This window comes from Burkholderia sp. AU44665, assembly GCF_030504405.1.
Taxonomy (GTDB): domain Bacteria; phylum Pseudomonadota; class Gammaproteobacteria; order Burkholderiales; family Burkholderiaceae; genus Burkholderia; species Burkholderia semiarida.
This window is the reverse complement of the sequence record NZ_JAUJRI010000006.1, coordinates 271,935-291,731: the sequence shown is the minus strand read 5'-3', so window position 1 is coordinate 291,731 and position 19,797 is coordinate 271,935. Positions and strand designations below refer to the sequence as shown.

13 protein-coding genes are annotated in these 19,797 nt (G+C 65.0%); 4 read left to right on the top strand and 9 right to left on the bottom strand.

Annotated features, from left to right (window positions below):
• Positions 1 to 50 precede the first annotated feature (50 nt).
• The 4 genes from lpdA to typA form a co-directional block, all read right to left on the bottom strand.
• Complete coding sequence (gene lpdA / locus QZM15_RS15940) at positions 51 to 1,481, bottom strand: dihydrolipoyl dehydrogenase (protein ID WP_302106715.1); 1,431 nt, start codon at positions 1,479 to 1,481, stop codon at positions 51 to 53.
• A gap of 81 nt (positions 1,482 to 1,562) precedes the next feature.
• Positions 1,563 to 2,840 carry a 2-oxoglutarate dehydrogenase complex dihydrolipoyllysine-residue succinyltransferase gene (gene odhB / locus QZM15_RS15935; RefSeq protein WP_302106714.1) on the bottom strand — a complete coding sequence of 426 codons (1,278 nt, stop codon included), beginning with the start codon at positions 2,838 to 2,840 and terminating at the stop codon, positions 1,563 to 1,565.
• Positions 2,841 to 2,975: 135 nt separating this feature from the next.
• Entirely contained in the window at positions 2,976 to 5,840 is a 2,865-nt protein-coding gene (locus tag QZM15_RS15930) for a 2-oxoglutarate dehydrogenase E1 component (RefSeq protein ID WP_059575755.1), read from the bottom strand.
• 316 nt (positions 5,841 to 6,156) lie between these two features.
• Positions 6,157 to 7,983, bottom strand: a complete 1,827-nt coding sequence (gene typA / locus QZM15_RS15925; RefSeq protein WP_059638803.1) for a translational GTPase TypA — start codon at positions 7,981 to 7,983, stop codon at positions 6,157 to 6,159.
• A gap of 329 nt (positions 7,984 to 8,312) precedes the next feature.
• On the opposite strand from typA, the gene QZM15_RS15920 reads away from it, so the two are divergent.
• The 4 genes from QZM15_RS15920 to QZM15_RS15905 all read left to right on the top strand — a co-directional run bounded on the left by QZM15_RS15920 (position 8,313) and on the right by QZM15_RS15905 (position 13,243).
• The gene (locus QZM15_RS15920) at positions 8,313 to 8,804 is read left to right on the top strand and encodes a MarR family winged helix-turn-helix transcriptional regulator (protein ID WP_059575757.1); all 492 of its coding nucleotides are present in this window, start codon (positions 8,313 to 8,315) and stop codon (positions 8,802 to 8,804) included.
• Positions 8,805 to 8,891: 87 nt separating this feature from the next.
• Complete coding sequence (locus QZM15_RS15915) at positions 8,892 to 10,388, top strand: efflux transporter outer membrane subunit (protein WP_059638804.1); 1,497 nt, start codon at positions 8,892 to 8,894, stop codon at positions 10,386 to 10,388.
• Positions 10,389 to 10,440: 52 nt separating this feature from the next.
• On the top strand, positions 10,441 to 11,655 hold the full coding sequence (locus tag QZM15_RS15910; RefSeq protein ID WP_059575761.1) for an HlyD family secretion protein: 1,215 nt from the start codon (positions 10,441 to 10,443) through the stop codon (positions 11,653 to 11,655).
• Between the two features lie 28 nt (positions 11,656 to 11,683).
• On the top strand, positions 11,684 to 13,243 hold the full coding sequence (locus QZM15_RS15905) for a DHA2 family efflux MFS transporter permease subunit (RefSeq protein WP_059575763.1): 1,560 nt from the start codon (positions 11,684 to 11,686) through the stop codon (positions 13,241 to 13,243).
• Between the two features lie 107 nt (positions 13,244 to 13,350).
• On the opposite strand, the gene truB is transcribed toward QZM15_RS15905, so the two are convergent.
• The 5 genes from truB to rimP all read right to left on the bottom strand — a co-directional run bounded on the left by truB (position 13,351) and on the right by rimP (position 19,753).
• Positions 13,351 to 14,283, bottom strand: a complete 933-nt coding sequence (gene truB, locus QZM15_RS15900; protein WP_059638807.1) for a tRNA pseudouridine(55) synthase TruB — start codon at positions 14,281 to 14,283, stop codon at positions 13,351 to 13,353.
• Between the two features lie 13 nt (positions 14,284 to 14,296).
• On the bottom strand, positions 14,297 to 14,695 hold the full coding sequence (rbfA, locus tag QZM15_RS15895; RefSeq protein WP_006495346.1) for a 30S ribosome-binding factor RbfA: 399 nt from the start codon (positions 14,693 to 14,695) through the stop codon (positions 14,297 to 14,299).
• A 114-nt stretch (positions 14,696 to 14,809) separates the two neighbouring features.
• Positions 14,810 to 17,728, bottom strand: a complete 2,919-nt coding sequence (gene infB, locus QZM15_RS15890) for a translation initiation factor IF-2 (protein WP_059575770.1) — start codon at positions 17,726 to 17,728, stop codon at positions 14,810 to 14,812.
• 91 nt (positions 17,729 to 17,819) lie between these two features.
• A complete protein-coding gene (nusA, locus tag QZM15_RS15885; RefSeq protein ID WP_059499058.1) occupies positions 17,820 to 19,295 on the bottom strand; it encodes a transcription termination factor NusA in 1,476 nt (491 codons plus the stop codon).
• A complete protein-coding gene (gene rimP, locus QZM15_RS15880) occupies positions 19,295 to 19,753 on the bottom strand; it encodes a ribosome maturation factor RimP (RefSeq protein WP_059575772.1) in 459 nt (152 codons plus the stop codon). The genes nusA and rimP overlap by 1 nt, the downstream gene beginning before the upstream one ends.
• Positions 19,754 to 19,797 lie beyond the last annotated feature (44 nt).

Sequence of the window (19,797 nt, the reverse complement as noted above, 5' to 3'; positions counted from 1 at the left end):
CGTCATGAGACGGCTGCGCCGGCCGACGGCCGGCAGGCGCTACGCCGTGCTCAGCTGTTCAGCGAGCGCTTGTCGACGGCGAGCGCCGCTTCGCGCATCACTTCCGACATCGACGGGTGCGGATGGCAGATGCGGGCGATGTCTTCCGACGCCGCCTTGAATTCCATCGCCACCACGGCTTCCGCGATCAGGTCCGACGCGTTCGCGGCGATCACGTGCACGCCGAGCAGTTCGTCGGTCTTCGCATCCGCGATCATCTTCACGAAGCCGTCCGGCGCGTTCATGCCGAGCGCGCGGCCGTTGATCGAGAACGGGAACTTGCCCGTCTTGATCTCGCGGCCTTCCGCCTTCAGCTGCTGCTCCGTCTTGCCGACCCATGCGATTTCCGGGTACGTGTAGATCACCCACGGAATGCAGTTGTAGTCGATGTGCGGCTTCTGGCCGTCGATCACTTCCGCGACCAGCACGCCTTCGTCTTCCGCCTTGTGCGCGAGCATCGGGCCGCGCACCACGTCGCCGATCGCGTAGACGTTCGGCACGGCCGTACGGCAGTGGTCGTCCACATCGATGAAGCCGCGCTCGTTCGCCTTCAGGCCGATGGCCTCGAGGCCGAGGTTGTCGGTGTTCGGCACGCGGCCGACCGACACGATCAGGCGGTCGGCGTCGAGCGTCTGCGCATTGCCGTCCTTGTCCGTGTAGGCGATCGACACGCCGTTCGCGGTCGTCTTCACGTCACCGATCTTCACGCCGAGATGGATGTCGAGGCCCTGCTTCTTGAACAGCTTGGCCGCTTCCTTCGCGAGCGCTTCGTCGGCTGCGCCGAGGAATGCCGGCAGCGCTTCGAGCACCGTCACTTCGGCGCCCAGACGGCGCCACACCGAGCCGAGCTCGAGGCCGATCACGCCTGCGCCGATCACGGCGAGCTTCTTCGGCACCGAGTCGAACGTCAGCGCGCCTTCGTTGTCCGACACGATCGTGTTGTCGACCGGAATGCCCGGCAGATGACGCGCCTTCGAGCCCGTCGCGATGATCACGTTCTTCGCGGTGACGACTTCGGCTTCGCCCTCGCCGCTCACTTCGATCTGCACGCCGGCATCGGTCTTGCCGGTGAACTTGCCATGGCCCTTCAGCCAGGTGATCTTGTTCTTCTTGAACAGGAACTCGATCCCGCTCGTCATCTTCTCGACGATCGCATCCTTGCGGCCGAGCATCTTCGCGACGTCGATCTTCACGCCGTCGACGGTGATGCCGTGGTCGGCCAGGTGATGCGACGTGTTCTCGAACTCTTCCGACGAAGCCAGCAGCGCCTTCGACGGGATGCAGCCGACGTTCAGGCAGGTGCCGCCGAGCTTCAGCGCGCCGGCCGGGTTCTTCCATTTCTCGATACAGGCAACGGTCTTGCCGAGCTGCGCGGCGCGAATCGCGGCGATGTAGCCGCCAGGGCCGGCGCCGATCACGACGACGTCAAATTCCTTGGACATGACAATCCTTTCTACTTGTACGCCTGCACGTTCGCGCGTGGGCGCGAACGTGCAGAACGGGTCGATGCAGTGAGACTCGGCTTACAGGTCGAGCAGCAGGCGTGCCGGATCTTCCAGCGCGTCCTTCATCGCGACGAGCGACAGCACGGCTTCGCGGCCGTCGATGATGCGGTGGTCGTACGACAGCGCGAGGTAGTTGATCGGGCGGATCACGATCTGGCCGTTTTCGACGACCGGGCGCTCCTTCGTCGCGTGCACGCCGAGGATGGCCGACTGCGGCGGGTTGATGATCGGGGTCGAAAGCATCGAGCCGAACACACCGCCGTTCGAGATCGAGAACGTACCGCCCGTCATTTCCTCGATCGACAGCTTGCCGTCCTTCGCCTTCTGGCCGAATTCGGCGATCTTCTTCTCGATCTCGGCGAGGCTCAGCTGATCCGCGTTGCGCAGGATCGGCACGACCAGGCCGCGCGGCGAACCGACCGCGATACCGATGTCGAAGTAGCCGTGGTAGACGATGTCGTTGCCGTCGATCGACGCGTTCACCAGCGGGAACTTCTTCAGTGCATGGACGGCCGCCTTCACGAAGAACGACATGAAGCCGAGCTTCACGCCATGTTCCTTCTCGAACTTGTCCTTGTACTTGTTACGCAGCTCCATGACCGGAGCCATGTTCACTTCGTTGAACGTCGTCAGGATCGCGTTGGTCTGCTGCGACTCGAGCAGACGCTCGGCGATACGCGCACGCAGGCGCGACATCGGCACGCGCTGTTCCGGACGGTCGTTCAGCCAGGTCGCTGCCGACGCCGGCACCTTCACTTCCGGCAGCGACGGCTTCGCGGCGGCGGTCTTCGCCGGTGCGGCGGCCGGAGCAGCCTTCGGTGCGCTGCCTGCCGCCAGCGCGTCGCCCTTCGTGACGCGGCCGTCGCGGCCCGAACCCGCGACGTCGCCCGTCGACAGGCCCTTCTCGGCCAGCAGCTTGGTCGCGGCCGGCGACGCGGCCGCCGAGCTCGATGCGGTGGCGGCGGCCGGTTGCGCAGCCGGTGCGGCCGCGGCGGGCGCCGCAGCCGGCTTGACTTCGGCGGCCCCTGCCGCGGCTTCGGCGGCACCTGCCTTCGCTTCGGTGTCGATCGTCGCGATCACCTGATCGGCGACCACCGTGTCACCGTCGTCCTGCAGCACTTGCGCGAGCACGCCCGCCGCCGGCGCCGGCACTTCGAGGACGACCTTGTCGGTCTCGAGTTCGATCAGGATTTCGTCCTGCGCGACTGCTTCGCCCGGCTTTTTCTTCCACTGCAGCATGGTGGCTTCCGACACCGACTCCGACAGCTGGGGGACTTTGACTTCTACGATAGCCATGTGATTTTCCTGGATGCTTAATCTGGGGTATGACGAGGTTCGTGCGATTCCTTCGGCCGGTGCGGCGCGCCACGCGCCGGCGGGCCAAAAGGAACGGGAAAGCGCCGTGCGCCTTCCCGTTTCGCTTGACGTCGGTTATTTCGCGATCGATGCGCTCTTCAGGCGGCCGAATGCACCTTCGATCAGGGCCTTCTGCTGCTCGTAGTGCTTCGCGTAGTAGCCAACCGCCGGCGAGGCCGAAGCCGGACGGCCGCTGTACGCCAGCTTCTGCCCTTCCTTCATGCCTTCCTTCAGGTGGTGCTCGACGTAGAACCAGGGGCCCTGGTTCTGCGGCTCGTCCTGCACCCAGACCACTTCAGTCGCGTTCTCGTACTTCTTCATTTCGGCTTCGAACTGCTTGTGCGCGAACGGATACAGCTGCTCGATACGGATGATCGCGACGTCGTTCGCCTTCGCTTCGCGGCGGTGCGCGACGAGGTCGTAGTACACGCGGCCCGAGCACACCAGCACGCGCTTGACCTTCTTCGCGTCGATGCCGCCGTCGATTTCGCCCAGCACCGGCTGGAACGAGCCCTTCGCGAGTTCCGACAGGTCCGACACCGCTTCCTTGTGGCGCAGCAGCGACTTCGGCGTCGCGACGATCAGCGGCTTGCGGAACAGGCGGATCATCTGGCGGCGCAGCAGATGGAAAATCTGCGCCGGCGTCGTCGGCTGGACGACCTGCATGTTGTGATCGGCACACAGCTGCAGGAAACGCTCGATACGCGTGGACGAGTGTTCCGGACCCTGGCCTTCGTAGCCGTGCGGCAGCAGCATCGTGAGACCCGACACGCGGCCCCACTTCACTTCGCCCGACGAGATGAACTGGTCGATCACGACCTGCGCGCCGTTGACGAAGTCGCCGAACTGCGCTTCCCACAGCACGAGCGTGTTCGGCTCGGCGGTCGAGTAACCGTATTCGAAGCCCAGCACCGCTTCTTCCGACAGCACCGAGTCGATCACCGTGAACTTCGCCTGGCCTTCGGCGATGTTCTGCAGCGGCACGTACGTGCCGTCGTTCCAGCGCTCGCGGTTCTGGTCGTGCAGCACCGCGTGACGGTGCGTGAACGTGCCGCGGCCCGAGTCCTGGCCCGTCAGGCGCACCGAGTAGCCCGATGCGACGAGCGACGCGAATGCGAGATGCTCGGCCATGCCCCAGTCGAGCGGCTGGTCGCCGCGCGCCATGTTGCGGCGGTCGTTGATCACGCGCTCGACGAGCGGGTGAACCTTGAAGTTTTCCGGGACCGTCGTGATGCGTTCGCCCAGGCGCTTCAGTTCGGCGAGCGGCACGGCCGTGTCGGCCGCGTCCGTCCACTTGCGGTTCAGGAACGGCACCCAGTCGACCGCGTACTTGCTCTTGTAGTTCGACAGGACCGGGTCGACGGTGTGGTGGCCGTCGTCCATCGCCTTGCGGTACGCCTTCACGTAGTTGTCGGCGTCTTCGGCGGTGATCACGCCCTGCTGCACGAGCTTCTCGGCGTACAGCGCACGGGTGCCCGGGTGCTGCGCGATCTTCTTGTACATCAGCGGCTGCGTGACGGCCGGCGTGTCCTGCTCGTTGTGCCCCAGCTTGCGGAAGCAGACGATGTCGATCACGACATCCTTGTGGAACTGCATCCGGTAGTCGATCGCGATCTGGATCGCGAGCACGACGGCTTCCGGATCGTCGCCGTTCACGTGCAGCACCGGCGCTTCGATCATCTTGACGACGTCGGTACAGTACAGCGTCGAGCGCGCGTCGCGCGGGTCGGACGTCGTGAAGCCGATCTGGTTGTTGATGACGATGTGCAGCGTGCCGTGCGTGCCGTAACCGCGCGTCTGCGCGAGGTTCAGCGTTTCCATCACGACGCCCTGGCCGGCGAAGGCCGCGTCGCCGTGGATCTGCACCGGCAGCACTTGCAGGCCGTCCTCGTCGCCGCGGCGGTCCATCCGCGCCTTCGCGGAACCTTCGACCACCGGGTTCACGATTTCGAGGTGCGACGGGTTGAACGCGAGCGACAGGTGGACCGGGCCACCTTCCGTCGACACGTCCGACGAGAAGCCCTTGTGGTACTTCACGTCGCCGGCCGGCAGATCGTCGACGTGCTTGCCTTCGAATTCGGCGAACAGGTCGGCCGGCATCTTGCCCAGCGTGTTGACCAGCACGTTCAGACGGCCGCGGTGCGCCATGCCGATGATGATTTCCTGCACGCCGCTCTTGCCCGCGTGCTGGACGACTTCGTCCATCGCCGCGATGAAGCTTTCGCCGCCTTCGAGCGAGAAGCGCTTCTGGCCGACGTACTTGGTGTGCAGGTAGCGCTCGAGGCCTTCGGCGGCCGTCAGGCGATTCAGGATGTGCTTCTTCTTGTCGGCCGAGAACGACGGCGTCGCGCGGGTCGACTCCAGGCGCTCCTGCCACCAGCGCTTCTGTTCCGGATCGCTGATGTACATGTACTCGGCGCCGATCGTGCCGCAGTACGTGTCGCGCAGGCCCTTGACGATGTCGCGCAGCGACGCCTGGTCGAAACCGAAGTACAGGTTGCTTGCGCTGTACGTCTGGTCGAGATCGCCTTCGGAGAAGTCGTAGAAAGCCGGTTCGAGCTCGGGGATGGCGGGACGTTCGCGGCGCTTCAGCGGATCGAGATTGGCCCATTGCGAGCCGAGGAAGCGGTAGGCGCTGATCAGCGACTGGACGTGCACCTGCTTGCGTGCGGTCGCGAGGTTGCTGGTGCTTTCGCGCGGGATGAAGGCATTGGCCTTCGCACGCTCGGCGAACGATTCGACGATCGGGAAGTGAGCGACGTCATTGGCGTTCGAGCCGTCCGTTGCAGGCACGTTCTGCAGCGCGTCGAAATACTCTCGCCAGTTCTCCGGCACCGACGCCGGATTGTTGAGGTATGCATCGTACAGTTCTTCAACGTACGAAGCATTGCCGCCGAACAGATAGGAGTTCAGCTGAAACTGCTTCATTACATCTGACATTTTACGCTCACCTTTCTTCGAGCTTCTCGAGAAATAGCGGGTTACTCAACCTTCCGCGACACGGCCTGACCGTTTAGCGGATTGCGAATCAAGTCTTGCTTGGAAGGACCTAAAACTTGCGTGCGCGCAGCATATCACAGAACCGATACCGGAGTTCGCGGCGAAATGTGCGTGAAAGCACCGCGCGACGGGGTTTTGCCGGATTGCGGCGGCCCGCGGGAACAGTGTTTTGCAGGCAACCCGGCTGCACGGTGCGCGGATGCGAAAAAGGCTGCCCGAAGGCAGCCTTTTCGTCGTGCTCGGGAACGGCCGATGCTCAGTCGACCGCACCTTCGCGGCTCGCGCGGCGACGCTCGTGCTCCTTCAGGAAGCGCTTGCGCAGGCGGATCGACTGCGGCGTCACTTCGACGAGTTCGTCGTCGTCGATGAATTCGACCGCGTATTCCAGCGACATCTGGACCGGCGGCACGAGACGCACGGCTTCGTCGGTACCCGACGCACGCACGTTGGTCAGCTGCTTGCCCTTGATCGGGTTCACGACGAGGTCGTTGTCGCGGCTGTGGATGCCGATGATCATGCCCTCATACAGCGCGTCGCCCGGCTTCACGAACATGCGGCCGCGATCCTGCAGCTTCCACAGTGCGTAGGCGACCGCTGCGCCGTCGTCCTGCGAGATCAGCACGCCGTTGCGCCGCTCGAACACCGAGCCGTCCTTGACGGGCGCGTACGAGTCGAAGATGTGGCTCATCAGGCCCGTGCCGCGCGTGAGCGTCAGGAATTCGCTCTGGAAGCCGATCAGGCCGCGCGCCGAGATCTTGTATTCCAGACGCGTACGGCCGCGGCCGTCCGACGCCATGTCGAGCATTTCGCCCTTGCGGCGGCCAAGCTCTTCCATCACGCCGCCCTGGTGTTCGTCTTCGACGTCGACCGTCAGCAGCTCGTACGGCTCGTGACGCACGCCGTCGATCTCCTGCATGACCACGCGCGGACGCGACACGGCCAGCTCGTAGCCTTCGCGACGCATGTTTTCGACGAGAATCGTCAGATGCAGCTCGCCACGGCCCGACACTTCGAACACCGTTTCGTCGCCGGTGTCCTTCACGCGCAGCGCGACGTTGTGGTTCAGCTCCTTCATCAGGCGGTCGCGGATCTGGCGGCTCGTCACGAACTTGCCTTCGCGGCCGGCGAGCGGCGACGAGTTGACGAGGAAGTTCATCGTCAGCGTCGGCTCGTCGACGGTGATCATCGGCAGCGCCTCCGGCGTGTCGACCGCGCAGATCGTCGCGCCGATGCCGACGTCTTCAATGCCGTTGATCAGCACGATGTCGCCCGCTTCGGCCGACTCGACCTGCACGCGCTCCAGGCCCTTGAACGACAGCACCTGGTTGATCTTGCGGTTCAGCACTTCGCCCTCCGGGCCGAAACGCATCACGACCGGCTGGCCCGGCTTGATGCGGCCGCGCGTGATGCGGCCGACGCCGATCCGGCCGACGTACGTCGAATAGTCGAGCGACGTGATCTGGAGCTGCAGCGGGGCTTCCGGATCGGCCGGGCGAACCGGCACGTGCGCGAGGATCGCTTCGAACAGCGGGCGCATGTCGCCTTCGCGCGTGGCCGGATCGAGCGACGCATAGCCGTTCAGGCCCGACGCGTAGACGATCGGGAAGTCGAGCTGCTCTTCGGTCGCGCCGAGCTTGTCGAACAGGTCGAAGGTCTGGTTGATCACCCAGTCGATCCGCGCGCCCGGACGATCGATCTTGTTGATGACGACGATCGGCTTCAGGCCGAGCGCGAGCGCCTTCTTCGTGACGAAGCGCGTCTGCGGCATCGGGCCTTCGACCGCGTCGACGAGCAGCAGCACCGAGTCGACCATCGACAGCACGCGCTCGACTTCGCCGCCGAAGTCCGCGTGCCCCGGCGTGTCGACGATGTTGATGTGCGTGCCTTCGTACTCGACCGCGCAGTTCTTCGCGAGAATCGTGATCCCGCGCTCTTTTTCGATGTCGTTCGAGTCCATCACCCGCTCCGCAATCTGCTGGTTCTCGCGGAAGGTGCCGGACTGGCGGAGCAGTTGGTCGACGAGCGTGGTCTTGCCGTGGTCGACGTGGGCGATGATGGCGATATTGCGAAGGGCGCGGGTCATAGAAACCTGGAAATCGTTTGAACGCGCATACGCGCGCGCTCGTGTTTTTCACGGGCGCGCGCGTTGCAGCTTGGAAAGCCTCAAATTATAGCACGTGCGCGTGTCGAGAGCCGACCTGCCCGTTGCAACGCAGCAAAACGGCTGCGCCGCGCGGCGCTCCCGAACCGCTCAAAGGTCCGGCGCACCGGCACCGTGCGGCGAAGAAACCTTACCCGGACAAGGGACTCTCGCGGGACACAGCGCGCGTTTTGCCGTTCGATTAACATTTGCCGCGGCAAGCAATTGTGCCTATACTGCTGCCTAGTCAACTATTGCAGCTTCAGGGTTTTATGTCGGATTCTTCTACCCCACCGCCCGTTTCGCCGCTGTCTACGTATCAGATGAACGATAGCGTCGGTTATCTGATGTCCCGCGTGAAGTCGGTGATGACCAACCTCGTCACGCAGCGCACGCAGGAAGAACTCGGCATCACGGGCACGCAGGCGAGCATGCTGTTCATGATCGCCGTCGGCAAGTGCTCGACGGCCGCCGAACTCGCGCGCGAATACGGGATCGACGCCAGCGCGGTCACGCGTCTGCTCGACCGGGTCGAGAAACGCGGCCTGCTGTCGCGTGTGCGCAGCATCGAGGATCGTCGCGTCGTGCGCCTCGAGCTCACCGACGAAGGCCGTGCGCTGGCCGAACGGCTGCCGCCCATTTTCCGCAGCGTGCTCGACCAGGTGCTGGACGGGTTTACGCCGGAAGAAGTCGGGTTCCTGAAGAGCATGCTGCGCCGCATTCTCAGCAACTATTGCGAGACGGCCGGCGGTAGCGTCACGTAATAGTTGCCATAACAATTACTTTTGACAGATTAATGTAAGGAAATCCTTGCAGTGTCCATCATTCATTCCGAGTCAGGGGTTAGCGCGATGAAATCCTCCCCGTTGTCCGTGCGCGCCGGGTCGTGCCGCGCCGCCGTCGCCGCCGCGGTCGCCGCGCTGGCGCTCGCGGGCTGCGCGAATTACATCGGCATCAAGAGCGACAAGCAGATCGCCCCCGCGTCGCAATTCGAATCCGCCCAGAGCCTGCCGGCCCAGGGCGGCCAGTGGCCCGCGCTCGACTGGGCCAGCCAGTTCGGCGATCCGCAGTTGCCGAAGCTGATCGACGAAGCGTTGCAGGGCAACCCGTCGATCGCGCAGGCACAGGCGCGCATCGCGAAGGCCTCGTCGTACATCGAGTCGTCGCGCTCGAACCTGATGCCGAAGGCCGAAGCCAGCTATTCGTGGACGCGCGAGCTGTACTCGTCGAACGCGCTGTTCCCGCCCCCGTACGGCGGCCAGTGGTACAGCGAGAACAACGCGCTCGCGAGCGCCTCGTGGGAACTCGACCTGTGGGGCAAGAACCGCGAACGCCTGCGCACGGCCGTATCGCAGGAAAAGGCCGCCGAAGCCGACCTGCAACAGGCGCGCATCACGCTCGCGTCGTCGGTCGCGCGCACCTACAACTCGCTCGCGCAGCTCTATGCGCTGCGCGACATCGCGCAGCGCGAGATCACCAACCGCGAGACGGTCGGCAAGATCACCGACGGCCGCGTATCGGCCGGCCTCGACACCAACGTCGAGCGCCAGACGGCCCGCGGCAACATCGCGACGACGCAGGCTTCGCTGTCGGACCTCGACGGCCAGATCACGACCGTGCGCTACCAGCTCGCCGCGCTGCTCGGCAAGGGCCCGGATCGCGGGCTGCAGATCGCGGCGCCCGTGATGAACCCGAGCGGCGACGTCACGCTGCCCGGCAACCTGCCGGCCGACCTCGTGTCGCGCCGCCCCGACATCGTCGCCGCGCGCTGGCAGGTCGAAGCCGCGATGCACGACGTGAAGGAGGCGAAGGCCGAGTTCTTCCCCGACGTGAACCTCGCGGCCGGTTTCGGCTTCGATGCGTTCGGCTGGGGCAAATTCCTGAATTTCGCGAGCCGCCAGGCGCAGTTCGGGCCGGCGATCCACCTGCCGATCTTCGATGCCGGCGCGCTGCGCGCCCAGCTCAAGGGCCGCTATGCCGACTTCGACCTGTCGGTCGCGAACTACAACCAGACGCTGATCAGCGCGCTGAACGACGTCGCGACGCAGGTCGCGTCGATCCGCGCGATCGATCGCCAGATGGGCGACGCCCAACGTGCGCTCGACGCGTCGACGCGCGCGTACGATCTCGCGGTCATTCGCTACAAGGCCGGCCTGTCGCCGCAACTGCAGGTGCTGACGGCGGACAGCAACCGCCTCGCCTCGGAGCAGACGGTGACCAACCTGAAGATGCGCCGGCGCGACATGCAGCTCGCCCTGATCAAGGCGCTCGGCGGCGGGTTCGACGCGACCGGCACGCCGCTCGCCGCACCCGATGCCGCCGCGCCGACCAAACAGGCCGCCAACTGATCCGGCGCCACCACTACGCAGACACTCGAAATAACGGACGGAGAAAATCGCCATGAGCGACCAACAAAACGCCGCCAGCGCGCAGCCGCAGAATAACGGCAAGCGCAAGCGAATGATGACGCTGCTCGTCGCGGTCATCGTGATCGCGGCCATCGCATACGGCCTCTATTACTTCCTCGTCGCCCGCTTCCATGAAGACACCGACGACGCATACGTGAACGGCAACGTCGTGCAGATCACGCCGCAGGTCACCGGCACCGTGATCGCCGTGAAGGCGGACGACACGCAAACGGTCAAGGCCGGCGATCCGCTCGTCGTGCTCGACCCGGCCGATTCGCAGGTCGCGCTGCAGCAGGCGGAAGCCAACCTCGCGCAGACCGTGCGCCAGGTGCGCGGCCTGTTCGTCAACGACGATCAGTACCGCGCGCAAGTCGCGCTGCGCCAGTCCGACCTGTCGAAGGCCCAGGACGACCTGCGCCGCCGCCTGGCCGTCGCGCAAACGGGCGCCGTGTCGCAGGAAGAAATCTCGCATGCCCGCGACGCCGTGAAGGCCGCGCAGGCATCGGTCGATGCCGCGCAGCAGCAGCTCGCCTCGAATCGCGCATTGACCGCGAACACGACGATCGCATCGCACCCGAACGTGATGGCCGCAGCCGCGAAGGTGCGCGACGCCTACCTCGCGAACGCGCGCAACGTGCTGCCGGCGCCGGTCACCGGCTATGTCGCGAAGCGCTCGGTGCAGGTCGGCCAGCGCGTGTCGCCCGGCAACCCGCTGATGTCGGTGGTGCCGCTCAATGCCGTGTGGGTCGACGCGAACTTCAAGGAAGTCCAGTTGAAGCACATGCGCATCGGCCAGCCGGTCGAAATGACGGCCGACATCTACGGCTCGTCGGTCACGTACCACGGCAAGGTCGTCGGCTTCTCGGCCGGCACGGGCTCGGCGTTCTCGCTGCTGCCGGCGCAGAATGCGACCGGCAACTGGATCAAGGTCGTGCAGCGCCTGCCGGTGCGGATCGAGCTCGACCCGAAGGATCTCGACAAGCATCCGCTGCGCATCGGCCTGTCGATGCAGGTCGACGTCAACATCAAGGACGAACGCGGCGACCAGCTCGTCAACGCGCCGAACACCGTCTACGAGACCAACGTGTTCGCGAAATACGGCGACGAAGCCGACGCCGAAATCGCGCGCATCATCGCCGAGAACGCAGGCGGCAATGCATCGGCGCCGGTCGCGGCGAAGCAGAGCACCGCCGCGAAAATGATGTAACCGTTCCGACTTCGGAAAGGCAACCGACATGGCACAGGCTCCCGCCTCCTACCCGCCCCTGCAGGGCGGGCAACTCATACTCGGCACGATCGCGGTGTCGCTCGCGGTGTTCATGAACGTGCTCGACACGTCCATCGCGAACGTCGCGATCCCGACCATCTCGGGCGACCTCGGCGTGTCGTCCGACCAGGGTACGTGGGTCATCACGTCGTTCGCGGTCGCGAACGCAATCTCGGTGCCGCTGACCGGCTGGCTGACCGACCGTTTCGGGCAAGTGCGCCTGTTCCTCGCGTCGATCATCCTGTTCGTCATCTCGTCGTGGATGTGCGGGCTGTCGCCGAACCTGCCGTTCCTGCTCGGGTCGCGCGTGCTCCAGGGCGCGGTCGCGGGCCCGATGATTCCGCTGTCGCAGGCGCTCCTGCTGTCGAGCTATCCGCGCGCGAAGGCGCCGATGGCGCTCGCGCTATGGGCGATGACGACGCTGATCGCACCCGTCGCGGGCCCCATTCTCGGCGGCTGGATCTCGGACAACTATTCGTGGCCGTGGATCTTCTACGTCAACATCCCGGTCGGCGTCGCCGCCGCCGCCGCGACGTGGATGATCTATCGCAATCGGGAGTCGGCCGTGCGTCGCGCGCCGATCGACGGCGTGGGCCTCGCGCTGCTGGTCGTCTGGGTCGGCTCGCTGCAGATCATGCTCGACAAGGGCAAGGATCTCGACTGGTTCGCGTCGACGACCATCATCGTGCTCGCGCTGACCGCCGTCATCGCGTTCGCGTTCTTCGTGATCTGGGAGCTGACCGCCGAGCACCCGGTCGTCGACCTGTCGCTGTTCCGCATCCGGAACTTCACCGGCGGGACAGTCGCGCTGTCGATCGGGTACGGCCTGTACTTCGGCAATCTCGTGCTGCTACCGCTGTGGCTGCAGACCCAAATCGGCTATACCGCGACCGACGCCGGCCTCGTGATGGCGCCGGTCGGGCTGTTCGCCATCCTGTTGTCGCCACTCACCGGGAAGTATCTGCCGCGCACCGATCCACGCTTCATCTCGACGGCGTCGTTCCTGACGTTCGCGCTGTGCTTCTGGATGCGTTCGCGCTACACGACCGGCGTCGACGAATGGTCGCTGACGCTGCCGACGCTCGTGCAGGGTATCGCGATGGCGGGCTTCTTCATCCCGCTCGTGTCGATCACGTTGTCCGGCCTGCCCGGCCACCGCATTCCCGCGGCATCCGGCCTGTCGAACTTCGTGCGGATCATGTGCGGCGGCATCGGCACGTCGATCTTCCAGACCGCGTGGGACCACCGCAACAACTTCCATCACGCGCAACTGGTCGAGCAGGCGAACCCGTACAACCCGACGTTCAACCAGGCCGTCACGCAGATGGGCAATCTCGGGCTGTCGCAGAACCAGGCGCACGGGCTCATCAACAACATGGCCACGCAACAGGCCGCGCAGCTCGGCGTGAACGACCTGTTCTACATCTCGGCGGTGATCTTCGTGCTGCTGATCGCGCTCATCTGGATCACCAAGCCCGAACGCGCGGGCGGCGGCGATGCCGGTGCGGCGGCGTCGGCGGCACACTGAGCACTACCCGGCAGCGCATCACTGCGCGGTCACGCGAAACAAAAAGCCCGGTCGATTTCGACCGGGCTTTTCTTATTCCGCCGCGTGCAGTCATGCGCGCTGCTGCGTCATTGAGCCGTCACGACGAGCCGTTCCGGTGCGAGCACGCCATTCGCCTTGCGTGCCACGCCGAGCAACCGCGTTGCGTCGTACACGCGCACGCGCTCGCCCTCGGCCGCGCCGATCGGCTCCAATGCCGACAGCGGCAGGCGCTGGCCGTGCAGAAACCGCTTCGCGCACGCGTCGTCGAGCCGAACGGCGGGGAACGTCGACAGCAACGCATCGACCGGCTGCAGCCATGCATCGCGCGCCGCCTCGGCAGCGTCCGACAGCGCATCCAGCGTCACCGCATGCTCGAGCGTCAGCGCGCCGACGCCCGTGCGACGCAGCATCGTCAGATGCGCGCCGCAACCCAGCGCCTCGCCGATATCCTCCGCCAGCGTGCGCACATACGTGCCCTTGCTGCAGGTCACGCGAAACGTCACGTCGGGCAGCTCGCAGGCAAGCAGCTCGAGCGCGTGGATCGTCACGTTGCGGCCTTCCCGTTCGACCGTCTGGCCGGCCCGCGCATATTCGTACAGCGGCTTGCCGTCGCGCTTGAGCGCCGAATACATCGGCGGCACCTGCACGATGTCGCCGGTGAAGCGCACGAGCGCCGCTTCCACCGCCGCACGATCGCATTCGACGGGCCGCGTGTCGATCACGTCGCCTTCCGCGTCGCCGGTGGCCGTGCGCTGGCCGAGACGCATCGTCGCTTCATAGGTCTTGTCGGCGTCGAGCAAATCCTGCGAGAACTTGGTCGCCTCGCCGAAGCACAGCGGCAGCAGGCCCGACGCCAGCGGATCGAGCGTGCCGGTGTGACCGGCTTTCTTCGCGAGAAGCAGGCGCTTTGCGCGAATCAGCGCATCGTTGCTCGACAGGCCGACCGGCTTGTCGAGCAGGAGAACGCCGTCCAGCACGCGCCGAGGCACGCGCGGACGTTGGGGTGCTGCATTCGTCATAGGCCGGTCGAGCTCAATCGTCCTTGGCAGGCGCATCGGCCTCGTCGTCGTCCTTCGCGCGCGTCGAGTTCGCTTCCTTGATCAGGCGCGACATTTCGACGGCCTTCTCGATCGTCTGGTCGTAATGGAAATGCAGCGTCGGCACCGTATGAATGTGCAGGCGCTTGAACAGCAGGTTGTGCAGGTGGCCCGACGCATGGTTCAGCGCCTCCTGCGTCTTGTCCGGATCGCCGGTGAGCGCCGTGAAGTAGACCTTCGCGTGCGCATAGTCCGGCGTGAGTTCCACGCTCTGGATGGTCACGATACCGATGCGCGGATCTTTGACCTCGCGCATGATGAGTTCGGACAGATCGCGCTGAATCTGATCGGCGATCTGAACGTTGCGATTGGGGGAAGTACGTTTCCTGGACATGATCGATCCGTGATCCGTTTATCAGGATGAAGCGGCGGCCATTCTCGGCACGCCACCATGAAAATGGGCGGGACAGGCCCAAGCCTGCCCCGCCCATGAGCCGATACGCGACGATTACAGCGTACGCGCGACTTCGGTCACTTCGAAGACTTCGAACTGGTCGCCTTCGATGATGTCGTTGAAGTTCTTCACCGACATACCGCACTCGAAGCCTTGCTTCACTTCCTTCACATCGTCCTTGAAGCGCTTCAGCGATTCGAGTTCGCCCGTGAAGATCACGACGTTGTTGCGCAGCACGCGCACCGACGACGAGCGCTTGACGATACCGTCCGTGACCATACAGCCTGCGACCGTGCCGACCTTCGGTACCTTGAAGACCTGGCGCACCTCGACCATGCCGGTGACCACTTCGCGCTTCTCCGGCGCCAGCATGCCCGACATCGCCGCCTTCACCTCATCCACTGCGTCGTAGATGATGTTGTAGTAGCGGATATCGATGCCGTTCGCTTCGGCCAGCTTGCGCGCCTGTGCATCCGCACGCGTGTTGAAGCCGATGATGACCGCCTTCGATGCCGTCGCGAGGTTGACGTCGTTTTCGCTGATGCCGCCGACCGCGCTGTGCACGATCTGCACGCGCACTTCGTCGGTCGACAGCTTGAGCAACGACTGCACGAGCGCTTCCTGCGAACCCTGCACGTCTGCCTTGATGATGAGCGGCAGGTTCTGCACTTCGCCTTCGCCCATCTGCTCGAGCATGCTTTCCAGCTTCGCGGCCTGCTGCTTCGCGAGCTTCACGTCGCGGAACTTGCCCTGACGGAACAGCGCGATTTCACGCGCCTTGCGCTCGTCCGGCAGCACGATCACTTCCTCGCCCGCACCCGGCACCTCCGACAGACCCTGGATCTCGACCGGGATCGACGGGCCGGCTTCCTTCGTCGGCTTGCCGTTCTCGTCGAGCATCGCACGGACGCGGCCGTAGGCCGTACCCGCCAGCACGATATCGCCGCGGTTCAGCGTACCGGACTGCACGAGGATCGTCGCGACCGGGCCTTTACCCTTGTCGAGCTTCGCTTCGATCACGATGCCCTTGGCCGGCGCTTCGACCGGTGCCTTCAGTTCCAGCACTTCGGCCTGCAGCAGCACGTTCTCGAGCAGATCGTCGATACCTGCGCCCGTCTTGGCCGACACCGGCACGAACGGCGAATCGCCACCGTATTCTTCCGGCACGACGCCTTCCGCGACCAGCTCCTGCTTGACGCGATCGGGGTTTGCTTCCGGCTTGTCGATCTTGTTGATCGCGACGACGATCGGCACGCCGCCCGCCTTCGCGTGGGCGATGGCTTCCTTCGTCTGCGGCATCACGCCGTCGTCGGCCGCCACCACCAGCACCACGATGTCGGTCGCCTTCGCGCCGCGTGCACGCATTGCCGTGAACGCTTCGTGACCCGGCGTATCGAGGAACGTGATGACGCCACGCGGCGTATCGACGTGATAAGCGCCGATGTGCTGCGTAATGCCGCCCGCTTCGCCCGCGGCAACCTTCGCGCGGCGGATGTGGTCGAGCAGCGAGGTCTTGCCGTGGTCGACGTGACCCATCACCGTGACGACCGGCGGGCGCGGCAGTTGCTCCGCATCGGTACCGGTTTCGCCCTCGACGAGCAGCGCTTCCGGATCGTCCAGCTTCGCGGCGACCGCGCGGTGGCCCAGCTCCTCGACGATGATCATCGCCGTTTCCTGGTCCAGCACCTGGTTGATCGTGACCATCTGGCCCATCTTCATCATCACCTTGATGACTTCGGAGGCCTTGATCGACATCTTGTGCGCGAGATCGGCAACCGACACGGTTTCCGGCACGTGCACTTCACGGACGATCGGTTCGGTCGGCGCCTGGAACGACGATGCGCTGTCCTGGTGACGGCCGCGACCCTTCGGGCCGCCGCGCCAGCCGCGGTCGACGCCGCCGCTCGAATCGCCGCGCGTCTTGATGCCGCGACGCTTCGCTGCGTCGTCCTGCCAGCCGCCCTTGCCTGCGCCCGGCTTCTTGTTGCGGTCGCCCGCGCCTGCCGGCGCCTGCGTCGCGGCCGGTGCCGCGGCGCCGGCCGGCTTCTTCACGGCCGGACGCGCCTGCGCACCTTCCGGCTTCGCCGGCTTGTGCAGCGTGCCCTTCGCTTCGGCCGGCTTCGCCGGTTCCGCCGGCTTCGGCGGCTCGACTGCCTTGACCACGGCCTTGCGCGGCGTGTTCATCATTTCGCGGATCGCGCGTGCCTCGGCTTCGGCCGCCGCGCGGCGCTTGCTGATCTCTTCCTGCTCGGCGCGCGCCTTGTCGGCTGCCTCGCGAGCAGCGTCCTCGGCCTTCTTCGCCGCTTCGCGCTGCGCCGCACGTTCCGCGGCTGCACGCGCTTCGTCCTGCGCGGACTGCGTCGGCGCCGTTTCCTGCTCGGCCGCGGCGGCCTGCCGGGCTGCCGCCTGCTGCGCCGCGGCGGCTTCCGCCGCGGCACGCTTCGCCGCCGCTTCTTCCTCGGCGCGACGGCGCTCGGCCTCGGCCGCTTCCTCGCGGGCGCGACGCTCGGCTTCCTCGCGTTCGAGGCGTTCCTGACGCTCGCGCAGCTCCTGCGCCTGCTTCTCGAGCAGTTCGGCCTCGCGGCGCGCTTCTTCCTCGCGACGCTTCAGTTCCGCATCGTCGTCCGCTTCGGCAACCTGCGCCTGACCCTGTTCCGCACCGTCGGCCACGTCGTCGCGCTTGACGAACGTACGCTTCTTGCGAACCTCGACCTGAATGGTGCGAGCCTTGCCCGTCGCGTCAGATTGCTTGATCTCCGACGTATGCTTGCGGGTCAGCGTGATCTTGCGCTTGTCGCCGTCGGTTGCGCCATGCGACTTGCGCAAATGATCGAGCAGACGCGCCTTGTCCGCTTCGGACAGCGCATCGTCTTCACTCGCTTTCTGGACGCCCGCTGCCTGCAGCTGTTCGAGCAGCACACCAGCAGGCATTTTCAGTTCCGCGGCAAATTGGGCTACGTTGTTACTCGCCATTCATTCCTCTTAGTGCAAGGACCGATTCCTTGCGGTTAGCATCGGGTCAGGCCATACGGCCGCCATCAAATCAGTGCGCCATGGTCATTTCTCACTGGAACCAGTGTTCACGTGCTTTCATGATCAACGCCTTAGCGGCATCCTCTTCCATCCCGGTCATGTCGACCAGTTCATCCACAGCCAGCTCGGCGAGATCGTCGCGCGTCTGCACGCCATGTTCGGCCAGCTTCGCGAGCAACTCCGGCGTGATGCCGTCGAGGCTCTTGAGATCCAGCGCCGCGTTCTCGACCTTTTCTTCGTTCGCGATGGCCATCGTCAACAGCGCGTCGCGTGCGCGGTTGCGCAGTTCGTGCACGGTGTCCTCGTCGAACGCTTCGATTTCGAGCATTTCGTTGAGCGGCACGTAGGCGATCTCTTCGAGGCTCGTGAAGCCTTCGTCGATCAGGATGTCGGCAACTTCTTCGTCGACGTCGAGACGCGCCATGAACAGTGCACGCAGCCGGTCGCGTTCTTCGCCCTGCTTCAGCGCGGATTCGTCCGGCGTCATGATGTTGATCTGCCAGCCGGTCAGTTCGCCGGCAAGGCGAACGTTCTGACCGCTGCGGCCGATCGCGACAGCCAGTTCGTTCTCGTCGACGACGACGTCCATCGAATGCTTTTCTTCATCGACGACGATCGACTGGACGGCTGCCGGCGCGAGCGCGCCGATCACGAACTGGGCGGGATCCTCCGACCATAGCACGATGTCGATGTTTTCGCCACCGAGCTCGTTGCGTACGGCCTGCACGCGAGAGCCGCGGATGCCGACGCAGGTGCCGATCGGATCGATCCGCTTGTCGTAGGCGATGACGCCGATCTTCGCGCGCACGCCCGGGTCGCGGGCAGCCGCCTTGATCTCGAGCAGGCCCTGCTCGATTTCCGGCACTTCCATCTCGAACAGCTTCATCAGGAATTCGGGCGCCGTGCGCGACAGTTCGATCTGCGGGCCGCGCGCGGTGCGGTCGACCTTCGCGATATACGCACGCACGCGGTCGCCCACGCGCAGGTTTTCCTTCGGGATCAGCTGATCGCGGCGCAGCAGCGCCTCGACACGGCCCGATTCGACGATGAAGTTGCCCTTGTCGAGGCGCTTCACCGTGCCGGTCATGATCTTTTCGCCGCGCTCGAGGTAGTCGTTCAGGATCTGCTCGCGCTCGGCGTCGCGCACCTTCTGCAGGATCACCTGCTTCGCGGCCTGCGCACCGATGCGACCGAATTCGATGGACGGAACGGGTTCCTCGACATACTCGCCGACTTCGACGTCGGGATTCTGCTCACGTGCCTCGAACAGCAGGATCTCTCGATCCGGCTCCTGCAAGCCTGCCTCGTCGGGCACGACGAGCCAGCGACGGAAGGTTTCGTGCTCGCCGCTTTCGCGATCGATATGGACGCGGATTTCGGCGCCTTCGTCGAACAGCTTCTTGGAAGCGGAAGCGAGCGCGGCCTCGAGGGCGCCCAGCACCACATCCTTGTCGACGTTTTTCTCGCGCGCCAGCGCATCCACCAGCATCAACACTTCGCGACTCATTATTTGCGGCTCCTAAAGTCAACTTGCGGAATCAGGCGGGCTTTGTCGATATCGGCCAGCGTGAAATCCAGCATGGCTGCCTCGCCCTTCTTCCCCTCAAATTCCAAACCGATCGTTTCGCCATTCGGCGCGTGCAGAATGCCCCGGTACGTCTTGCGCCCGTCCAGCGGCTTTTTCAAGGTCACGGAAGCTTCGCTGCCGGCGAAGCGCTCGAAGTCGGCCAGCTTCTTCAACGGGCGGTCGAGCCCCGGGGACGAGACTTCGAGCCGTTCGTAATCGATGTTTTCGACCGTCAAGACGTGCTGGAGCTGACGTGTGACCTTTTCGCAATCTTCGAGCGAGATGCCGGCAGGCTGATCGATATAGATGCAAAGCATGCCGCGCCCGGTGCGCTCGAGATCCACCAGCTCGTAGCCGAGCCCGGTGACCGTGGTTTCTATCAGTTCCGTCAGTTGCACAGTGTCCTCTCAGGTGTTCGCGCCCGCCGCTCGCGATTCACCCG